This window comes from Herbaspirillum sp. SJZ107 (assembly GCF_006715485.1).
In the GTDB taxonomy this organism is placed as follows: domain Bacteria; phylum Pseudomonadota; class Gammaproteobacteria; order Burkholderiales; family Burkholderiaceae_D; genus Telluria.
In genome coordinates, this window is sequence record NZ_VFNH01000002.1 from 148,643 (window position 1) to 168,085 (window position 19,443).

Below are 19,443 nucleotides of genomic sequence, written 5' to 3' on the forward strand. Positions count from 1 at the left end.
CATTTGCCAATCCGGGTCGCCATTTGCCACGCATTACCTTTGTATCACGGTGTAACCAACACTTGACACCGTGCAGCACCGTTGCATTTCACAGCGGCCATCGCTATGCTGGACCCGCCTCGTCTTCATGCTCCCTGCATCCATCCTGCTACCCTGGCGTTTCAACATGACAAGCCCCTGTGCCTGGCCGAAGGCCATCCTGTTCGACCTGGACGACACCCTGTGGCCGATCTCTCCCGTGATCGTGCAGGCCGAGGAAAGCCTGTTCGCCTGGCTGCGCGAGCACGCGCCGCGCGTGGCCGAGCGCTTCACCATCGATGGCCTGCGCCAGGCGCGCCTGCAACTGCTGGCGCAACAGCCGGAATTCCACCTCGACCTGGGCAAGCTGCGCCGCGCCGGCCTGCACGCCGCGTTCCAGGAAGCGGGCGAGGATGCCGCCAAGGTGGAACTGGCGATGCTGCACTTTTTTGCCGCCCGCAACGCTGTCACCCCCTACGAGGACGTGCTGCCGGGCCTGTTGCGTTTGCAAGACAAATTGCTGGTCGGCTCGATCTCGAACGGCAATGCGGACTTGAAAGCGATCGGCCTGTCGCATCATTTCAAGGTCTCGGTGGCGGCGCATGAGCTGGGTGTGGCCAAGCCGGATGCGGCGATCTTCCTGGAAGCCTGCCGGCTGCTCGGCGTGGCGCCCGAGGATGCGGTGTACGTCGGCGACGACGTGCTGCTCGACGTCCAGGGCGCCCAGCGCGCCGGCCTGCGCGCGGTCTGGATGAACCGCACCGGTTCGACCCGTCACCTGGAACACGAGGTGGTGCCCGATGCGATCGTGCGCGATTTCGACGAGCTGCTGGCCTGGCTCGAGCAGGAACACGCGCACATTAAATAAGGCCGCGATCACTGCACGCCCGGCATGCGAACGGGCATAATGACATCTGAATAACGTACCGCGATGACCTGCAAGCGCGGATTTCCTCCGCTTCGTTTTAAATTATGCAACTCGATAATCGTGCCCAAACCCTGCTGAAAGCCCTGGTCGAGCGCTACATCGCCGATGGCCAGCCGGTCGGTTCGCGCGCACTGTCGAAGATCTCCGGGCTGGACCTGTCACCGGCCACGATCCGCAACATCATGGCCGACCTCGAAGAGATGGGCTATGTGGCCAGCCCGCACACCTCGGCCGGGCGCGTGCCCACGCCGCGCGGCTACCGCCTGTTCGTGGATACTCTGTTGACCGTGCGCCAGATCGACGAGAACGCGGTCGAGGCCGGCATGCGCCTGCCGGCACACCAGCCGCAAAAGGTCATCGCCAATGCGGCGCAGATGCTGTCGTCCTTGTCGCAGTTCGCCGGCGTGGTGCAGAGCCCGCGGCGCGAGTCGACCTTCCAGCAGATCGAATTCCTGCGCTTGTCGGAAAAACGCATCCTGCTCGTCATCGTCGACCCGCGCGGCGACGTCCAGAACCGCCTGCTGCTGACCGACGTCGATTATTCGCCGGCGCAGTTGACGCAATCGGCCAATTACCTGAACCAGAATTTCGCCGGCCTGACCTTCGACCAGGTGCGTGGCCGCCTCACCGGCGAACTGCGCCAGTTGCGCGACGACATGGGACAGCTGATGCAAACGGCGGTCGAGGCCGGCAGCGAAGCGATGCAGGAAGGCGACGACATGGTCATCGCCGGCGAGCGCAACCTGCTGTCGGTGACCGATCTCTCATCCAACATGAGCTCGCTGCGCCAGATGTTCGAGATGTTCGAGCAGAAGACCGGGCTGATGCAGTTGCTGGACGTGTCCAGCAAGGCCGGCGGCGTGCAGATCTTCATCGGCGGCGAATCCAAGCTGGTGCCGATGGACGAGATGAGCGTGGTGACCGCGCCCTACGAGGTCAACGGCAAGATCGTCGGCACGCTCGGGGTGATCGGGCCGACCCGGATGGCCTACGAGCGGGTGATTCCGATCGTGGACATCACGGCCAAGCTGCTGTCGAACGCGCTCAGCAGTTCCTGACCGCATGCGGCATAAAAAAACCACCCGCAGGTGGTTTTTTGCCCTCTATTTTGTTGCCGGTTATGTCAGTGCCGGTGCGGGCAATCCGTCTTCACGCAATTGCCATAGATGGCCAGCGCGTGTTCGGTAATCTTGAAACCGCGCTCCAGCGCAATCTTTTGCTGGCGCGATTCGATTTCCTCGTCGTAGAACTCTTCCACGTGGCCGCAGTCTAGACAGACGAGGTGGTCGTGGTGCGAGCCGGCGTTCAGTTCGTAGATCGCCTTGCCGGTTTCGAAGTGGTTGCGGTTGAGAAGTCCGGCCTGCTCGAACTGGGTCAGGACGCGATAAACAGTTGCCAGGCCGACATCCATGTTTTCGTTCAGCAGGGTTTTGTAGACGTCTTCCGCCGTCAGGTGCCGGACCGCGCTGTTCTGGAAAATTTCGAGGATTTTCAGGCGCGGCAAAGTCGCTTTCAGGCCGCTGGCCTTCAGGTCGGTTGGGTTGTTGCTCATGTTTTGTTACTCGGATATGGGCGGAGTGCTTTATGATATAGCGTTTTTCGAGCGCTCGCTCGATCATTCAGGGCTGGTTTACGAGCTCTCGCTCACTTGTTTTGGGATTAGATATGCGCATCAAGAATGCCGTTTTCCATCGTTTCCACGTGCGCCCGGCGCTCGTGGCAGGTGTCGCCTGCACGGCGTTGCTGCTGTCGGGTTGCGCATCCTGGCGTAACCAGACCAAGGCGGCAGCGCCGGTGAGCACCGCAGCCACCGCGGTCGCCGCCGACGCCGACAAGTCTGCGGCAGCCGCAAACTCCGGTGCCCAGACCACCCGCGTCACCAAGCTGCAGAAATTCCTGTGGGTATTCTCGCCCTACCGTCCGGACATCCAGCAAGGCAACTTCGTGTCCGAAGAAATGATCAAGCAACTGAAGCCCGGCCAGACCCGCGACCAGGTCAAGTTCGTGCTCGGCACGCCGCTGCTGACCGACGCCTTCCACCGCGACCGCTGGGATTACCCGTTTTACCTGGCGCGCGGCAACGGCGAGCTGACCACCAGCCGCGTGACCGTGTATTTCAAGGATGACAAGGTCGACCACTTCGACGGTGGCAACCTGCCGAGCGAGCGCGACTACATCAATCGCCTGATCGGCATCTCGAAGTGGGAGCAGAAGAGCGCGGAAGAAGACATCGACGAAATCAAGCGCAAGCAGGAAAAAGCAGCAAAAGGAGAGTAAAAGCATGACCCAACTGAACATCGCAGTGGCCGGTGCCAGCGGCCGCATGGGCCGCATGCTGATCGAAGCCATCGCCGCCGCACCCGATGCCACGCTGTCCGGCGCACTCGACCGCGAGGGCTCGCCCTTCATCGGGTCGGACGCCGGCGCCTTTTCGGGACAACTGACCGGCGTGGTCATCCAGTCGGACCTGGACAAGGGCCTGGACGGCGCCGATTACCTGATCGATTTCACCCGCCCGGAAGGCACGCTGCGCCACCTCGAAGTCTGCGCCGAGAAGGGCATCAAGGTCATCATCGGTACCACCGGTTTCGATGATGCAGGCAAGGCCGCGATCCGCGCCGCCGCCGAAAAGACCGCGGTCGTGTTCGCGCCGAACATGAGCATCGGCGTGAACGTCACGCTCAAATTGCTGGAAATGGCCGCGAAAAACTTCGCGGAAGGCTACGACATCGAGATCATCGAAGCCCACCACCGCCACAAGGTCGACGCCCCGTCCGGCACCGCGCTCAAGATGGGCGAAGTGATCGCCGACGCGCTCGGCCGCGACCTGAAGGAATGTGCCGTCTACGGCCGCGAAGGCGTGACCGGCGAGCGCGACCCGTCGACCATCGGCTTCGCCACCGTGCGCGGCGGCGACATCGTCGGCGACCACACGGTGCTGTTCGCCGGCACCGGCGAGCGCATCGAGATCAGCCACAAGTCGAGCAGCCGCGTCAGCTACGCCCAGGGCTCGCTGCGCGCCGCGCGCTTCCTGGCCGACAAGCCGACCGGCTACTACGACATGCAGGATGTGCTCGGTCTGAAGTGACTGGGCCTGAAAGCCTGACCCCCTGACGCGCCCCGCGCGCGACGCCCGCCGAACTGGACGGCTTGCCCGGCGATCTGCTGGCATACTGACCGGGACGGCGGGCGTTTTATTGAGCGATCGTTCGCCCACCACCGCCGTCGCATCTGTTCCAAGTTATTCCCCAGAGGAGACCCCCATGCCCACCGTCGAACTGAACGGCGCCGCCATCACCGACGCAGAAAGCTTCCACCGCGAGAGCGCCCGCGCCTTCGGTTTCCCGGACTCGTATCCGCACACCATGGATTCCTGGGTCGACTGCCTCAGCTACCTGCGCGACGAAGACGGCATGAGCAGCATCCGCCTCAAGCCGGACGAAACCCTGCACATCGTGGTCACCCACTCGGAAGCCCTGAGGGAACGGGCCGAGGACGTGCTGGAAGAGATGGCGTTCTGCATCATCGGCATCAACGAGCGTTACGAAGACTACGGCGAGAAGCCGGCACTGGAACTCGAACTGCGCTAGCTCCCGCCACCCATCCCGGTGGACGTATGTGCCGGTATAATGTTCTGCTCACCTCCATTCAGTCCGCAGAACATCATGCAAGATAAATATAGTCCAGCCGAAGTCGAACAGGCCGCCCAGGCCTACTGGAAGTCGATCGACGCCTATAAAGCGGTCGAACACGACCCACGTTTCCCAAAAGGCAAGTATTACGCCTGCTCGATGCTGCCTTACCCGTCGGGCAAGCTGCACATGGGTCACGTGCGCAACTATACGATCAACGACGTGATGTACCGCTACCTGCGGATGAACGGCTACAACGTGCTGATGCCGATGGGCTGGGACGCCTTCGGCATGCCCGCCGAGAATGCGGCGATGGCCAACAACGTGCCCCCGGCGGAGTGGACCTATTCGAACATCGCCCACATGCGCAGCCAGATGGAGTCGATGGGCCTGGCGATCGACTGGTCGCGCGAGATGACCGCCTGCAAGCCGGAATACTACAAGTGGAACCAGTGGATGTTCCTCAAGATGCTCGAGAAGGGCATCATCTACCAGAAGACCGGCACCGTGAACTGGGACCCGGTCGACCAGACCGTGCTCGCCAACGAGCAGGTGGTGGACGGCAAGGGCTGGCGTTCGGGCGCGCCGATCGAGAAACGCGAAATCCCGATGTACTACGTGCGCATCACCGACTACGCCGAAGAGCTGCTGGACTACGTCGACAACAAGCTGCCGGGCTGGCCGGAGCGCGTGCGCATCATGCAGGCCAACTGGATCGGCAAGTCCACCGGTGTGCGCTTCGCCTTCCCGCACGTGATCACCGACGATGCCGGTGAGCCGATCAACGACGGCAAGCTGTACGTCTTCACCACCCGCGCCGACACCATCATGGGCGTGACCTTCTGCGCGGTCGCCGCCGAGCACCCGCTGGCGGCCCAGGCCGCCAAGAACAATCCGGAACTGCAGGCCTTCATCGCCGAGTGCAAGCAGGGTTCCGTGATCGAAGCCGACATGGCGACCATGGAAAAGAAGGGCATGCCGACCGGCCTGACCGTCATCCATCCGATCACCGGCGAGGAAGTGCCGGTCTGGGTCGGCAACTATGTGCTGATGACCTACGGCGACGGCGCCGTGATGGGCGTGCCGGCCCACGACGAGCGCGACTTCGCGTTCGCCAAGAAGTACGACCTGCCGATCAAGCAGGTGGTCGCCGTCGAGGGCGAGACCTTCTCGCTGGACGGCTGGCAGGAGTGGTACGGCGACAAGGAACGCGGCGTCATCGTCAACTCGGGCCACTACGACGGCCTGGACTACATCGCCGCCGTCAACGCGGTGTCGGGCGACCTGGCCGAGAAGGGCCTGGGCGACAAGAAGGTCACCTTCCGCCTGCGCGACTGGGGCATCTCGCGCCAGCGCTACTGGGGCACGCCGATCCCGATGATCCACTGCGAGTCCTGCGGCACCGTGCCGGTACCTGAAAAGGACCTGCCGGTGGTGCTGCCGGAAGACTGCGTCCCGGACGGCAGCGGCAACCCGCTGAAGAAGCACGAAGCCTTCCTGAAGGTCGACTGCCCGTGCTGCGGCAAGCCGGCGCGCCGCGAGACGGATACGATGGACACCTTCATCGACTCGTCCTGGTACTACATGCGCTATACCTCGCCGGGTTCGAACGACGCGATGGTCGACCCGGCCCGCAACGATTACTGGATGCCGATGGACCAGTACATCGGCGGCATCGAGCACGCCGTGCTGCACCTGCTGTACGCGCGCTTCTGGACCAAGGTGATGCGCGACTTCGGCCTGGTGAAATTCGACGAGCCCTTCGTCAACCTGCTCACGCAAGGCATGGTGCTGAACGAGACCTACTACCGCGAAGATGCAGCGGGCAAGAAGATCTGGTTCAACCCGGCCGACGTCGACCTGGTGTTCGACGACCGCGGCCGTCCGCAGGCCGCCGCACTGAAAGCCGACGGCGCTCCGGTCATCATCGGCGGTACCGAAAAGATGTCGAAGTCGAAGAACAACGGCATCGACCCGCAGGCCCAGATCGAGCAGTACGGCGCCGACACCGCGCGCCTGTTCACCATGTTCGCGGCGCCGCCGGAGCAGACGCTGGAATGGTCGGAATCGGGCGTGGAAGGCGCGAGCCGCTTCCTGCGCCGCGTCTGGGCCTTTGCCTACGCCCAGCGCGAACGCGTCGCCGCAAGCCTGGCCGCCCAGCAGCAGGGTTCCCTGGACGACGCCCAGAAGATGCTGCGCCGCGAAGTCCATAAAGTGCTGCAGCAGGCCGACTACGACCTGAAGCGCATCCAGTACAACACCGTGGTGTCGGCCTGCATGAAGATGCTGAATACCCTGGAGTCGGCCAAGCTGGCGGAAGGCGCCGCCAGCGACGCCGTGATCGCCGAAGGCCTGTCGATCTTCCTGCGCATGCTCAACCCGGTGGCGCCGCACATCACCCACGCGCTGTGGACGGAACTCGGCTATGCCGCCAAGTACGGCGACATCCTCGACGTGCAGTGGCCGGCGGTCGACCCGAGCGCGCTGGAACAGTCGGAAATCGAGATGATGATCCAGGTGAACGGCAAGCTGCGCGGCTCGGTCAAGGTCGCCAAGGATGCCGACAAGGCTGCCATCGAAGCCGCCGCCCTGGCGTCGGAAGCGGTGCAGAAGTTCGTCGAAGGCACGCCGAAGAAGGTCATCGTCGTCCCCGGCAAACTGATCAACATCGTGGTGTAAGCGATGACCATCTCCTCCTCCAAAAGAAGGATGGTGCTGCGCGCGGCTGCAGCCATGGCGGTGGCAGTCGCCCTGCCGGGCTGCGGCTTCCAGCTGCGCGGTTCGAACGGCAGCTACACGATGCCCTTCCGCAGCATCTACATCGGCTTCCCGGACAACTCGGCGCTGGGCACGGAACTCAAGCGCAACCTGCGCGCGGGCAACGTGGCCATCGCCGACTCGGCCACCGCGGCCGAGGCCCAGCTGGTGGTGCTGAGCGAGAACCGCGGCAAGCAGATCCTGTCGCTGAACAGCCTGGGCCGCGTGCGCGAATACCTGCTGACCTACACGTTGTCTTTCACGGTGCGCGACCCGAAAGGCGTCGAGCTGATGGCGCCGGCCGAGATCTCGCTGCGCCGGAACATGGCCTTCGACGAAACCCAGGTGCTGGCCAAGGAATCCGAAGAAGCGCTGCTGTACCGCGACATGCAGGCCGACCTGGTACAACAGATCATGCGCCGCCTGGCGGCAATGAAGCCGGCGACGTAAGAGGAAACCCCATGCAACTTCGGCCTGAGGCGCTCGACGGGCACCTCGCCAAGGGGCTCGCGCCCCTGTACGTGATCACCAGCGACGAGCACCTGCTGGCGCTGGAAGCGGCGGACAAGATCCGCGCCAAGGCGCGCGCGCAGGGCTTTTCCGAGCGCGACGTGCTCACCGTCGAGCGCAGCTTCAAGTGGGGCGAGCTGCTGGCCGCCAACCAGGAAATGTCCCTGTTCGGCGACAAGAAGCTGATCGAGCTGCGCATCCCCGGCGGCAAGCCGGGCAAGGACGGCAGCGCGGCGCTGCAGAACTACGCGAAGGACCTGAACCCGGACAACCTGACCCTGATCACGCTGCCCAAGCTCGACTGGCAGACGGCCAAGGCAGCCTGGGTGGCGCAGCTGCAGCAGGCCGCGGTCTACATCGAGATCCCGAACGTCGAACGCGCCCAGCTGCCGAACTGGATCGGCATGCGCTTGAGCAGCCAGGGGCAGGGCACCGACCGCCACGGTCTCGATTTCATCGCGGATCGCGTAGAAGGCAACCTGCTGGCGGCGCACCAGGAAATCCAGAAGCTGGGCCTGCTGTACGAGCCGGGCAAGCTGACCTATGAACAGGTGCACGACGCGGTGCTGAACGTGGCGCGCTACGACGTGTTCAAGCTGTCCGAAGCGATGCTGGCCGGCGATCCGGCACGCCTGGTACGCATGCTGGAAGGCCTGAAAGGCGAGGGCGAGGCGCTGCCGCTGGTGCTGTGGGCGGTGTCCGAGGAAATCCGCACGCTGCTAAAATTGAAAGCCGGCATGGCGCAGGGCCGGCCGCTCGGTGCGCTGCTGAAGGAATACCGCATCTGGGGTCCGCGCGAACGGATGATGGAGCCGGCGCTGCGCCGGATTTCGCTGCCGACCCTGGAAGCGGCGCTGCAGCAGGCGGCCCAGGTCGACAAGATGGTCAAGGGCTTGCGCGCGAAGCAGTTCGCGGGCGATGCGTGGGATGCGATGCTGCAGCTGGCGCTGCGGGTCGCTTCGTGAAATAAATCGGACTGCACAATGAACATCACTGAATACATGCACACCATCGGCGGTCAGGCGAGAAGCGCCTCGCGCGCCATGGCCCGCGCCGACAGCGCCACCCGCAACCAGGCCCTGCTCCTGATCGCCGCCGCCATCGAACGCGACGCGCCGGCCCTGGTCGAAGCCAACGCGCGCGACCTCGAGGCCGCCCGTGCCAACGGCCTGGCGCCGGCCCTGCTCGACCGTCTGGCGTTGTCGAGCAAGGCGATCGCCACCATGGTCGACGGCCTGCGCCAGATCGTCGCGCTGCCGGACCCGATCGGCGAAATCAGCGGCATGAAATTCCGCCCGAGCGGCATCCAGGTCGGCCAGATGCGCGTGCCGCTGGGCGTGATCGGCATCATCTACGAGGCGCGCCCGAACGTGACCGTGGATGCGGCCGGCCTGTGCATCAAGAGCGGCAATGCCGCCATCCTGCGCGGCGGTTCCGAAGCGATCCACTGCAACCGCGCGCTGGCCGCGCTGGTGGCCGAGGGCCTGCGCGGCGCCGGCCTGCCCGAGCACGGCGTGCAGGTGGTGGACACGGTCGACCGCGCCGCCGTCGGCGCCCTGATCACGATGCCGGAGTACGTCGACGTGATCGTCCCGCGCGGCGGCAAGGGCCTGATCGAGCGCCTCATGAAAGAGTCGACGGTCCCGATGATCAAGCACCTGGACGGCATCTGCCACGTCTACATCGACGCCAAGGCCGATCTCGCCAAGGCGCTGCCGATCGCCATGAACGCCAAGACCCACCGCTACGGCACCTGCAACACGATGGAGACGCTGCTGGTGGCGCGCGCCATCGCCCCCACGGTGCTGCCGCAGCTGGCCGACCTGTATGCGACCAAAGAGGTCGAGCTGCGCGCCGACCCGGAAGCGCTGGCCATCCTGCAGGGCTATCCGCACCTGGCGCCGGCCACGGACGAGGACTGGCGCACCGAATACCTGGCGCCGATCCTGGCGGTGAAGATCGTCGACGGCATCGACGCCGCGATCGAGCATATCAACACCTGGTCGTCGAAGCACACCGACGCCATCGTCACCGAAGACTACAGCGACGCCATGCGCTTCCTGCGCGAAGTCGATTCGGCCTCGGTGATGGTGAACGCCTCGACCCGCTTCGCCGACGGTTTCGAGTACGGCCTGGGCGCCGAGATCGGGATCTCGAACGACAAGCTGCATGCGCGCGGGCCGGTCGGGCTGGAAGGGCTGACCTCACTCAAATATGTGGTCTTTGGCCACGGCGAGATTCGTAACTAACAAGAAAGCGCTGCATGGCCTACCTCTGGATCAAAGCCTTCCACATCATCTTCATCGCCTCCTGGTTTGCCGGCCTGTTCTACCTGCCGCGCATCTACGTGAACCTGGCCCAGGAAACCAATCCGGCGGCACTCGAGCGCCTGCTCGGCATGGCCCGCCGCCTGTTCCGCTTCACCACGATGCTGGCGGTGCCGGCGCTGCTGCTGGGCCTCTGGCTATGGCTGGGCTACGGCATCCGCGGCGGCTGGCTGCATGCGAAACTGGCGCTGGTGATCCTGGTGATCGGCTACCATCACGCGTGCGGATCGCTGCTGAAAAAGTTCGAGCGCGGCGTGAACACGCGCAGCCACAAGTGGTTCCGCGTGTTCAATGAAGTGCCGGTTTTGCTGCTGATTGCGATTGTGATTCTGGTCGTGGTCAAGCCGTTCTAAGCGCCAGCTTTAAAACGTCGCCCCTGCCTGCGCAGGGGCGACGGGATTTTCCGGCGGCCGGATCCTGATCCCGGCCGCTTCTATTTTGTAAACAACGGACAAAAGGTTCCCCCGATGACTTCCTATTTCTGCCCCTGCCCACGCGGCATGGAACAAGCCCTCGCCGACGAACTCGCCGAGATCGCACAGACGACCAACAGCAAGACCCTGAAGGTCCACAACCAGGTCCCCGGCGGCGTCCACTGCTCGGGCGACATGCTCGACGCCTACCGCCTCAACCTGCATTCGCGCATCGCCTCGCGCGTGCTGATGCGCATGGCAAATAAAACCTACAGCAACGAGAACGACATCTACGACCTGGTGCTCGAGCAGACCTGGGAAGACTGGTTCAGTGTCGACCACACCATCCGCGTCGACCTCACCGCCATCAAGTCGCCGCTGAAAAGCCTGGAATTCACGACGCTGAAGATCAAGGACGCCGTGTGCGACCGCTTCCGCGACCAGTTCGGCAAGCGGCCGTCGGTCGACACGCGCACGCCGGACATGCGCATCGTCGGCTTCCTCGACGCGCGCAACTTCACGATCTACCTGGACACCTCGGGCGAGGCGCTGTTCAAGCGCGGCTGGCGCGAAGAGACCGGCGACGCGCCGCTGCGCGAGAACCTGGCCGCAGGCCTGCTGCGCGTGGCCGGCTGGAAGCCGGGCGTGCCGCTGTTCGACCCGATGTGCGGTTCCGGCACGATCCTGATCGAGGCCGCCCAGATGGTGCAGGGCATTCCGCCGGGCGCGCGCCGCCGCTTCGCCTTCGAGCAGTTCGCCAACTTCGACCGCCAGGCCTGGCAGGACATGAAGGCCTCGATCAAGCCGAACCCGCTCCCAAGCGAGCCGACCATCTTCGGCTCCGACATCTCGGGCGACATGGTGGCGATGACGCGCCATAACCTGCGCGCGGCCGGCGTCCTGTTCGAGGTGCCGCTCAAGCAGATCGAGGCGCAGCAGGTGCAGCCACCGACCGCCACCCCGGGCCTGGTGGTCACCAACCCGCCCTACGGCGAGCGTATCGGCGTGCGCGGCGATTCCACCATCCCGCAGGACGAGATGGCGGTCGGCTTCTACCAGCAGCTGTCGAGCACCCTGAAGCAGCGCTTCGCCGGCTGGACCGTGTACCTGTTCACGGCCGACCTGGGGGTGCCCAAGATGCTGCGCCTGAAGGAATCGCGCAAGACCCCGTTCTTCAACGGCGCGCTCGAATGCCGCCTGTTCCGCTTCGACATGGTCGCCGGCTTCAACCGCCGCGACGGGGCAAAACCGGACGCCAAACCCGCACAACAATAACCATGCTGCCCGAACCAGAACCCGACAACCTGCCGAAGGATCCCGTCACCCCGGTACCGCTGCCCGCGCCGCACAAGGTCACGATGCTGTCGGCCGGCGGCCTGGCCGCACTGCTGGCCGCGCTGGCGATGCTGGGACCGTTCTCGGTCGACGCCTACCTGCCGGCCTTCCCGGCGATCCAGGACAGCCTGCACGCGACCTCGATCGAAGTCCAGCAGACGCTGACCGCCTACATGCTGGCCTTTGCCGTCATGTCGCTGTGGCACGGCGCGCTGTCGGACGCCTTCGGGCGCCGTAACGTGATCCTGGTCGGCCTGGTCGTGTTCGCGGTCGGCACGCTCGGCTGCGCGTCCGCGCATTCGGTGCATTACCTGTGGATCTTCCGCATCATGCAAGGCATCTCGGCCGGTGCCGGGGTGGTGGTCGGGCGCGCCATCATCCGCGACCTGTATTCGGATGCGCCGGCCGCGCGCCTGCTGTCGATGGTGACGATGATCTTCTCGATCGCGCCGGCGATCGCGCCGGTGCTGGGCGGCTGGGTGGTCACCCTGTTCGACTGGCGCGCCATCTTCCTCGGCCTGCTGGTGTTCAGCCTGGGCCTGTGGTGGGTGTGCTGGCAGCACCTGCCGGAAACCGTGCCGAAAGAGCAGCGCCAGCCCTTCAATCCGCGCTTCCTGGCCAGGAGTTACTGGGACATCTTCAGTTCGGTGCAATTCCAGATGAAGTCGGGCGTCACCGCCTTCAACTTCGGCGGCATGTTCCTGTTCATCTCGGGCGCGCCGGTGCTGCTGCCGGTGCACCTGCACCTGGGGCCGTCGGACTTCGCCTGGCTGTTCGTGCCGGCCGTGGGCGGCATCTTCCTGGGTGCGCTGGCAGCCAACCGGCTGGCCGGCAAGATGCATTTCTCGCGCCAGATCGGGATCGGCTATGCCTTCATGCTGGCCGCGGTGACCTTCAGCGTGAGCTATCACGGGTTCTTCCCGCCGGCACTGCCGTGGACCGTGCTGCCGATGTTCTTCTATAACTTCGGCAGTTCGGTCATCAACCCCAGCGCGACCCTGCTGGCGCTCGACCTGTTCCCGCACATCCGCGGCACCGCGGCTTCCTGCCAATCGTTCCTGACCACGCTGATGGGGGCGATCGTGGCCGGCATCGTGGCGCCGGCGCTGACCCATTCGGTGCTGGCGATGGCGCTTGGTCAGGCAGCCTTTGCGCTGGCCTCGCTGGCGTGCTGGATGGTGTCGCGCCATTACCGCCGGCGCAACGGATTGGCATGAGCGGCTTGCACAAAGATCGCAGACCTGTCATACAGGTATGCGATCATTCTCTGTTCAATATCTATACGTTCTGGTCAAGTTGTGACTCTAAAACACATCACTTTTGTTAGAAACTGTTGTTCCCGGCCAGAAATGTATATATGCTAAGACCCGTTTTCATTATGAGAACAGAGCCTAAAACATTGCTCTTTTCAAAAGATTAGAAATAAGATACCTCGTGGCGGTTGTCCCTGACCGGCTGCCACTTTCCCAAGACTGTGGCGGCCGTGCTTGACTCAATACAATCAGACCAGGACATACGCAATCGTTTGCTGATCGCACGATTGCCGGCCATGCCCCAGATTCTCATCAAGTTGCTCGCCCATTTGCAGGCGGACGACCTGGGCATGGCGGAGCTGGCGGCGCTGGTCGCCACCGATGCGGGCATGACGGGCAAGATCCTGGGCGTTGCCAACAGCTCGGCTTATCACCGCGGCGGTCGCCAGGTCAGCCTCGAGCAGTCGATGATGGCGCTCGGCACCGACATGATCAAGATCCTGGTGATCGGCGATTCGGTGTTCCAGACCTTCAACAGCTTCCCGAATTCCGGCGCCACCGACCTGCGCGGCTTCTGGAAGCATTCGCTGACGACGGCGGTGCTGGCGCGCGAGATCGCGCGCCGTATCGGCTATGCCCAGTCCGAGGAAGCCTACCTGGCCGGCCTGCTGCACAATGTCGGCCGCCTGGCGCTGCTGGCCACGGCGCCCAAGGAATACGCCTATAACTTCCTGGCGCACGACGACGAAGACCTGTGCGCGGTCGAGCAGCGCACGCTGCAGATCACCCATACCGAAGCCGGCGCCTGGCTGATCGAGCGCTGGCAGCTGGATTCCTTCCTGGCCGATTCGGTGCTGTACCACCACGAGCCGAGCGAGCGCCTGGAAGCCGCGCACCCCCTGATCCGCATCCTGCGCACCGCCCACGTGCTGGCCTACCACGCCGACGACATCGCGCAGGTGATCGACGCCTGCAAGCTGTGCGGACTGAACCCGGAGGATGCCGACGCCATGCTGGCCGGGGCCACGCGCCAGGTCGAGAAGTCGGCGATCCACCTCGGCATCGACCTGGCCGGCGCCGACGACGTCCCGGCGCCGCCGGCCTACGCGCCGCCGCCGCCGGGCGACCCGGTGCAGCAGCGCCTGAACGAAGAGGTGCGCAACCTGGTGCTGGTCTCGGAAATCGGCCAGGTCTTCACACGCCAGCAGCAGGATGGCGATAAAAGCGGACACGGCGAAACCGGGCTGCTGGAATCGATGACCCGCTCGGCGCGCATCCTGTTCGATTTCGAGAATGCGCTGGTGCTGCTGGAAAACCCGACCGGCCAGGCGCTGGTCGGGGCAGCGATCGGCAGCCAGCAGCGCATCGCCGAATTCGCGGTGTCGCTGGCCAAGGGCGGCGCCGTGGCCCAGGCGGCGCTGGAGCGCAAGCTGGCCTTCGTGCGCCGCGACCGTCCGCTCGGCCTGCCGGAAGAGCAGCTGCTGCGCATGCTCGGCGCCGAATCGATGGTGTGCGTGCCGCTGGTCGCCGGCGGGCGCTGCCTGGGCGTGCTGGTCGGCGGCGTCGCCAGCTGGCAGCTGCCGTCCTGCCAGAAGCGCGAGCGCTTCCTGCAGTCGTTCGGCAACCAGGCAGCAAGCGCGCTCGAGAAAGCGATCCAGGCGCGCGGCCAGGCGCGCCGCCAGCTGGCCAACGTGGCCGAGGAATACCGCGAAGCCTCGCGGCGCGTGGTCCACGAAGTCAACAACCCGCTGGCCATCATCAAGAATTACCTGTCGGTCCTGGACAGCAAGCTGGAACGCCAGGAGCCGGTCGGCGGCGAGCTGTCGGTGCTGCATGACGAGATCGACCGCGTCGGCCAGCTGGTCAACAGCCTGACCGAGACCGATCCGATGGTGAACGGCGCCTTCGACGGCAGCCGCGGCGCCGACGTGGCGAAGGTGGTCGACGACGTGCTGCGTCTGTTCCGCACCACCGACTTCGTGCCGTCCAACGTCGAGATCGTGGTCGGCATGGCCGGCCAGGACAGCCGCGTCGCAGGCGATCCGGACGCGATCAAGCAAATCCTGGTCAACCTCGTCAAGAACGCGATCGAGGCCTTGAGCGCCGGCGGCGGCCGCATCGAGATCGCCAACCGCGGCCATGTCAACCGCGAGCGCAGCCTGTACGTCGAGCTGGTCGTTGCCGACACCGGCCCGGGCCTGCCGCGCGAGGTGCTGGCCAACCTGTTCGCCGCCGTCAAGAGCACGAAGCCCGGGCCGCACCACGGTCTCGGCCTGTCGATCGTGCACAGCCTGGTCAAGCAGCTGAACGGGCATATCGCCTGCCGCAGCGGCGCCACCGGCACCAGTTTTGAAATCCTGCTGCCGGCGCATGCCGGCGCCAGCGCCCCGGCCACATTGCCGGCGCGCGCGCTCGGATCCGTATAAGGCAACAATGAATCCATTCTCAGCCAGCGCCCCCGCATCCTTGCCGTTTCCGGTCAACGCCGACGGCAACGCTGCATCCGGCCTGATGGACCAGCCCAGACTCCTGCTGGTCGATGACGAACCGCGCCTGCTCACGTCCCTGTACGAACTGCTGCAGGGCCGCGGCTATCAGCTTTCGACTGCCGCCACCGGCGGCGAAGCCCTGGCACACCTGTCGAAGACGCGCTTCGACCTGGTGCTGCTCGACCTGCGCCTGCCCGACATCGGCGGCCACCAGATCATGGATTTCATCAACGAGAAGGGCATCGACGCCGATGTCATCGTGATGAGCGGCGAGGTCGGGATCGATGCGGCGATCGGCGCCCTGAAGCGCGGCGCCTACGACTACCTGCGCAAGCCCTACAGCCGCGAAGAGCTGCTGAAGACGGTCGCCAACGCGCTGGAGCAGCGCCGCCTGGCGCAGTCGAACGCGTTCATGGCGAACCAGCTGGAAAACTCGGAGAAGATGTACCGCTACCTGGTGGACTCCTCGCCCGACATCATCTACACGCTGAACCACGAAGGCCGCTTCACCTTCATCAACGACCGCGCCTACCAGCTGCTGGGCTACCGGCGCGACGAGCTGATCGGCCAGCATTACTCGATCCTGGTGCACGACGAGGACCTGGAGCGCGCCCGCTACGTGTTCAACGAGCGCCGCGTCGACGAACGCGCCTCGCGCAACGTCGAGCTGCGCCTGAAGTGCCACGCCAACACCACCCACGAGCGCACCTTCAACAACACCCTGATGACGATCTCGCTGAACGCGATCGGCATGCACGTGCCCGACCAGGAAGTCAGGAAGCTCGAATTCTTCGGCACCTACGGCGTGGCGCGCGACATCACCGACCGCAAGCGCGCGGAAGAGGTGATCTCGTACCAGGCCTACCACGACATCCTGACCGACCTGCCGAACCGCATCCTGTTCAAGGACCGGCTCGGCCTGGCCGTGATCCAGGCCAAGCGCAAGCAGACCGAACTGGCGGTGATGTTCATCGACCTCGACCGCTTCAAGCTGGTCAACGACACCCTCGGCCACGTCAAGGGCGACGAGCTGCTGCAGCAGGTGGCGGGGCGCCTGAAGGAGTGCCTGCGCAAGGGCGACACGCTGGCGCGCCAGGGCGGCGACGAATTCACCATCGTGCTGCCCGAGCTGCGCGACCGCGACGACGCGCGCCAGGTGGCCGATAAATTCCTCGACTGCCTGCACCTGCCGTTCGACCTGGACGGCCACGAAGTCCACATCTCGGCCTCGATCGGCATCGCCATCTATCCGGGCCACGGCGAATCGATCGACGAGCTGCTGCGCCACGCCGACATCGCGATGTACCAGGTAAAAGGGCAGGGCAAGAACGGCCACGCCTTCTACGACCCGTCGATGCAGGACGTGTCGCACCAGAAGATCGCGCTCGAGCAGAGCCTGCGCAAGGCGCTCGAGAACGAGGAACTGGAGATGTATTACCAGCCGCAGATCGACGCCATCAGCGGCCGCATCATCGGCGCCGAGGCGCTGATGCGCTGGAACCACCCGACCCGCGGGGTGGTGTCGCCGGGCGAGTTCCTGCCCTTCGCCGAAGAAAACGGCCTGATGCTGCCGATCTCGGACTGGATGATCGTTGCCCTGTGCCGCGACATGCTGCAGTGGAACAGCCTTGGCGGCAGCCAGATCAAGCTGTCGCTGAACCTGTCGCCGCAATACCTCGACCGCGGCGAGTTCTTCGAGAAGATGCGCGGCGCGCTGCTGCGCCACGGGATCGCGCCGGGCCAGATCGAGGTCGAGATCACCGAGAACATCTGCATCCGCAACCCGCAGCATGCGATCGAGCAGCTGAACAAACTGGGCCAGCTCGGCGTGTCGGTGGCGATCGACGATTTCGGCACCGGCTACTCGTCGCTGGCCTACCTGCACCGGTTCCCGGTCCACACCATCAAGATCGACCAGTCCTTCGTCAAGGAGATCCACGACGAGCACGGGCACTATCCGGTGGTGCTGGCGATCATCTCGATCGCGCGCGGGCTGGGCCTGAACCTGATCGCCGAAGGCGTCGAGACCGATGCCCAGGCACGCTACCTGCGCGCCAACGGCTGCCTGACGATGCAGGGCTACCTGTACTACCGCCCGATGCCCCTGGGCCGCTTCATCGACGTGCTGCGCGCCCAGGGCGTGCCGAGCGGCGTACCCGGCATGCTGGCCTTTCCGGCCTGATGGACGACAGCCGCCACACCGCTGAATTCCTGCGGGTCAAGGGGCTGGCCGAGCGCGGCATCGCTACCGCCCAGCACAGCCTGGGCTTCATGTACGTCAACGGCCAGGGCGTGCCGCGCAACGAGGAACTGGCGGTGGCCTGGTACCGCATGGCGGCCAGCAGCGGACTGGAACAGGCCCAGTACAACCTCGGGGTGCTGTACCAGCGCGGGTGGGGACCGGAACCGGGCGTCACCCAGGACCTGGTGCAGGCCGTGTACTGGTACCGCCAGGCCGCCGAGCAAGGGTACGGACCGGCCCAGTACAACCTGGGCTGGCTGTATGTGAAGGGCCAGGGCGTCGTCGCCGACGTGCAGCAGGCGCTGCACTGGTTCGCGCAGGCGGCCGAGCAGGGCGACGCCGGCGCCCAGCACAACCTCGGCATGATGTACGAGGGCGGCAAGGGCGTGCCCCAGGACCTGGCCCAGGCGCTGGCCTGGTACCGCCGCGCCGCCGAACAGGGCTACGCGCGCTCGCAGTTCAATCTCGCCCTGCGCCATGACAGCGGCCAGGGACTGCCGCGCGATGCGCAGCAAGCCGTCCACTGGCTGCGCCAGGCCGCCGAGCAGGGTTATGCGCCGGCCCAGTTCAACCTCGGCCTGCGCTACGACAAAGGCCAGGACCTGCCGCAGGACGGCGCCAAAGCCATCGAGTGGTATGGCCGCGCCGCCGCACAGGGCCACGCCAGCTCGCAATTCAACCTGGCGCTGATCCACGACAACGGTCACGGCCACAACCTCCAACCAGATCCGGTGCAGGCGCTGCACTGGTTCCGCAAGGCGGCCGAACAGGGCCACGCCGGCGCCCAGGACAACCTCGGCCTGCGCTACGAGAACGGCCTGGGCGTCGACCAGGATCACGCCCAGGCCGCGCACTGGTACCGCCAGGCCGCCGAGCAGGGATTCGCGGGCGCGCAATACCACCTCGGGCTGTTGTACGCCGCCGGCCTGGGCGTGTCCCAGGATGCCGCCGCGGCCGCCGACTGGACCCGCCGCGCCGCCGAACAGGGTCACCTGCGCGCCCAGTTCGACCTGGCGCTGCGCTACGAGAGTGGGCAACTGAGTGGGCAACCGAGCGGCAGCGGCGCCGCGGCCGACCTGCAGCAGGCCCTGTACTGGTGCCGCAAGGCGGCCGACCAGGATTACGCGCCGGCCCAGTACATGCTGGGCCAGCTGCTGGACCGCGACGACAGCGGCAGCGTCGACCCGCGCCAGGCCGGCGACTGGTACCGCAAGGCGGCCGAGCAGGGCCATGCGCAGGCCCAGTTCGCGCTCGGCCTGCGCTACGACAGCGCGCACGGGGTGGCGCGCGACTACGAGGCGGCGCATTTCTGGTACCTGTGCGCGGCGCGCCAGGGCCACGCGCGCGCCCAGTTCAACCTCGGCGTGATGTACGCGGCCGGGCAGGGCGTGCCGCCGGACCCGGTCGAAGCCTATGCCTGGCTGCACCGCGCCGGCGCCGCCGGGCTGGCGCCGGCCGCGCGCTATCTGCAGCGCGTCGCCGCGCGCATGTCGCCGGCAATGCTGGCGCAGGCCGGTACCCTGGTCGGAAGCGCCTGAC

General features: G+C 65.4%; 16 protein-coding genes. 15 read left to right on the forward strand and 1 reads right to left on the reverse strand.

Translation table 11 applies throughout. From position 1 onward, the window contains the following. The first annotated feature begins 166 nt into the window (after positions 1 to 166). On the forward strand, positions 167 to 886 hold the full coding sequence (locus FBX97_RS10365; protein ID WP_255517414.1) for an HAD family hydrolase: 720 nt from the start codon (positions 167 to 169) through the stop codon (positions 884 to 886). A 104-nt stretch (positions 887 to 990) separates the two neighbouring features. Continuing rightward, a complete protein-coding gene (hrcA, locus tag FBX97_RS10370) occupies positions 991 to 2,004 on the forward strand; it encodes a heat-inducible transcriptional repressor HrcA (protein ID WP_141831309.1) in 1,014 nt (337 codons plus the stop codon). A gap of 65 nt (positions 2,005 to 2,069) precedes the next feature. Here hrcA and fur read toward each other — a convergent pair whose 3' ends face one another. After that, positions 2,070 to 2,498 (reverse strand): ferric iron uptake transcriptional regulator, encoded by a 429-nt coding sequence (fur, locus tag FBX97_RS10375; RefSeq protein ID WP_141831311.1) that lies wholly within the window; start codon positions 2,496 to 2,498, stop codon positions 2,070 to 2,072. A gap of 113 nt (positions 2,499 to 2,611) precedes the next feature. Between fur and FBX97_RS10380 the strand changes: the two genes are divergently transcribed. The 13 genes from FBX97_RS10380 (at position 2,612) to FBX97_RS10440 (ending at position 19,442) form a co-directional block, all read left to right on the forward strand. Further along, positions 2,612 to 3,223 (forward strand): outer membrane protein assembly factor BamE, encoded by a 612-nt coding sequence (locus FBX97_RS10380; protein WP_141831313.1) that lies wholly within the window; start codon positions 2,612 to 2,614, stop codon positions 3,221 to 3,223. Between the two features lie 4 nt (positions 3,224 to 3,227). Beyond that, a complete protein-coding gene (gene dapB, locus FBX97_RS10385) occupies positions 3,228 to 4,034 on the forward strand; it encodes a 4-hydroxy-tetrahydrodipicolinate reductase (protein ID WP_141831315.1) in 807 nt (268 codons plus the stop codon). Positions 4,035 to 4,209: 175 nt separating this feature from the next. Further along, on the forward strand, positions 4,210 to 4,536 hold the full coding sequence (locus tag FBX97_RS10390) for a barstar family protein (RefSeq protein WP_141831317.1): 327 nt from the start codon (positions 4,210 to 4,212) through the stop codon (positions 4,534 to 4,536). Between the two features lie 75 nt (positions 4,537 to 4,611). Next, a complete protein-coding gene (gene leuS, locus FBX97_RS10395; RefSeq protein WP_141831319.1) occupies positions 4,612 to 7,257 on the forward strand; it encodes a leucine--tRNA ligase in 2,646 nt (881 codons plus the stop codon). A gap of 3 nt (positions 7,258 to 7,260) precedes the next feature. Next, complete coding sequence (lptE, locus tag FBX97_RS10400; protein WP_141831322.1) at positions 7,261 to 7,785, forward strand: LPS assembly lipoprotein LptE; 525 nt, start codon at positions 7,261 to 7,263, stop codon at positions 7,783 to 7,785. 11 nt (positions 7,786 to 7,796) lie between these two features. Beyond that, positions 7,797 to 8,810 carry a DNA polymerase III subunit delta gene (gene holA, locus FBX97_RS10405; RefSeq protein WP_141831324.1) on the forward strand — a complete coding sequence of 338 codons (1,014 nt, stop codon included), beginning with the start codon at positions 7,797 to 7,799 and terminating at the stop codon, positions 8,808 to 8,810. Between the two features lie 18 nt (positions 8,811 to 8,828). Then, on the forward strand, positions 8,829 to 10,094 hold the full coding sequence (locus FBX97_RS10410; protein ID WP_141831326.1) for a glutamate-5-semialdehyde dehydrogenase: 1,266 nt from the start codon (positions 8,829 to 8,831) through the stop codon (positions 10,092 to 10,094). Positions 10,095 to 10,108: 14 nt separating this feature from the next. Beyond that, a complete protein-coding gene (locus tag FBX97_RS10415) occupies positions 10,109 to 10,525 on the forward strand; it encodes a CopD family protein (protein ID WP_141831328.1) in 417 nt (138 codons plus the stop codon). 147 nt (positions 10,526 to 10,672) lie between these two features. Beyond that, positions 10,673 to 11,860 (forward strand): class I SAM-dependent RNA methyltransferase, encoded by a 1,188-nt coding sequence (locus FBX97_RS10420; RefSeq protein ID WP_141831329.1) that lies wholly within the window; start codon positions 10,673 to 10,675, stop codon positions 11,858 to 11,860. A 2-nt stretch (positions 11,861 to 11,862) separates the two neighbouring features. Beyond that, on the forward strand, positions 11,863 to 13,137 hold the full coding sequence (locus FBX97_RS10425; RefSeq protein ID WP_141831331.1) for a multidrug effflux MFS transporter: 1,275 nt from the start codon (positions 11,863 to 11,865) through the stop codon (positions 13,135 to 13,137). A gap of 332 nt (positions 13,138 to 13,469) precedes the next feature. Next, positions 13,470 to 15,599, forward strand: a complete 2,130-nt coding sequence (locus tag FBX97_RS10430) for an HDOD domain-containing protein (RefSeq protein ID WP_141831333.1) — start codon at positions 13,470 to 13,472, stop codon at positions 15,597 to 15,599. A gap of 7 nt (positions 15,600 to 15,606) precedes the next feature. Continuing rightward, a complete protein-coding gene (locus FBX97_RS10435; protein WP_141831334.1) occupies positions 15,607 to 17,844 on the forward strand; it encodes a bifunctional diguanylate cyclase/phosphodiesterase in 2,238 nt (745 codons plus the stop codon). Then, complete coding sequence (locus tag FBX97_RS10440; RefSeq protein ID WP_141831336.1) at positions 17,844 to 19,442, forward strand: tetratricopeptide repeat protein; 1,599 nt, start codon at positions 17,844 to 17,846, stop codon at positions 19,440 to 19,442. Before FBX97_RS10435 ends, FBX97_RS10440 begins: the two co-directional genes overlap by 1 nt. Position 19,443: the final 1 nt, after the last annotated feature.

Bases quoted from the DNA above. Each gene is read 5' to 3' on its own strand.
- FBX97_RS10365 (WP_255517414.1), top strand. From the start codon at position 167: ATGACAAGCCCCTGTGCCTGGCCGAAGGCCATCCTGTTCGACCTGGAC.
- hrcA (WP_141831309.1), top strand. From the start codon at position 991: ATGCAACTCGATAATCGTGCCCAAACCCTGCTGAAAGCCCTGGTCGAG.
- fur (WP_141831311.1), bottom strand. From the start codon at position 2,498: ATGAGCAACAACCCAACCGACCTGAAGGCCAGCGGCCTGAAAGCGACT.
- FBX97_RS10380 (WP_141831313.1), top strand. From the start codon at position 2,612: ATGCGCATCAAGAATGCCGTTTTCCATCGTTTCCACGTGCGCCCGGCG.
- dapB (WP_141831315.1), top strand. From the start codon at position 3,228: ATGACCCAACTGAACATCGCAGTGGCCGGTGCCAGCGGCCGCATGGGC.
- FBX97_RS10390 (WP_141831317.1), top strand. From the start codon at position 4,210: ATGCCCACCGTCGAACTGAACGGCGCCGCCATCACCGACGCAGAAAGC.
- leuS (WP_141831319.1), top strand. From the start codon at position 4,612: ATGCAAGATAAATATAGTCCAGCCGAAGTCGAACAGGCCGCCCAGGCC.
- lptE (WP_141831322.1), top strand. From the start codon at position 7,261: ATGACCATCTCCTCCTCCAAAAGAAGGATGGTGCTGCGCGCGGCTGCA.
- holA (WP_141831324.1), top strand. From the start codon at position 7,797: ATGCAACTTCGGCCTGAGGCGCTCGACGGGCACCTCGCCAAGGGGCTC.
- FBX97_RS10410 (WP_141831326.1), top strand. From the start codon at position 8,829: ATGAACATCACTGAATACATGCACACCATCGGCGGTCAGGCGAGAAGC.
- FBX97_RS10415 (WP_141831328.1), top strand. From the start codon at position 10,109: ATGGCCTACCTCTGGATCAAAGCCTTCCACATCATCTTCATCGCCTCC.
- FBX97_RS10420 (WP_141831329.1), top strand. From the start codon at position 10,673: ATGGAACAAGCCCTCGCCGACGAACTCGCCGAGATCGCACAGACGACC.
- FBX97_RS10425 (WP_141831331.1), top strand. From the start codon at position 11,863: ATGCTGCCCGAACCAGAACCCGACAACCTGCCGAAGGATCCCGTCACC.
- FBX97_RS10430 (WP_141831333.1), top strand. From the start codon at position 13,470: ATGCCCCAGATTCTCATCAAGTTGCTCGCCCATTTGCAGGCGGACGAC.
- FBX97_RS10435 (WP_141831334.1), top strand. From the start codon at position 15,607: ATGAATCCATTCTCAGCCAGCGCCCCCGCATCCTTGCCGTTTCCGGTC.
- FBX97_RS10440 (WP_141831336.1), top strand. From the start codon at position 17,844: ATGGACGACAGCCGCCACACCGCTGAATTCCTGCGGGTCAAGGGGCTG.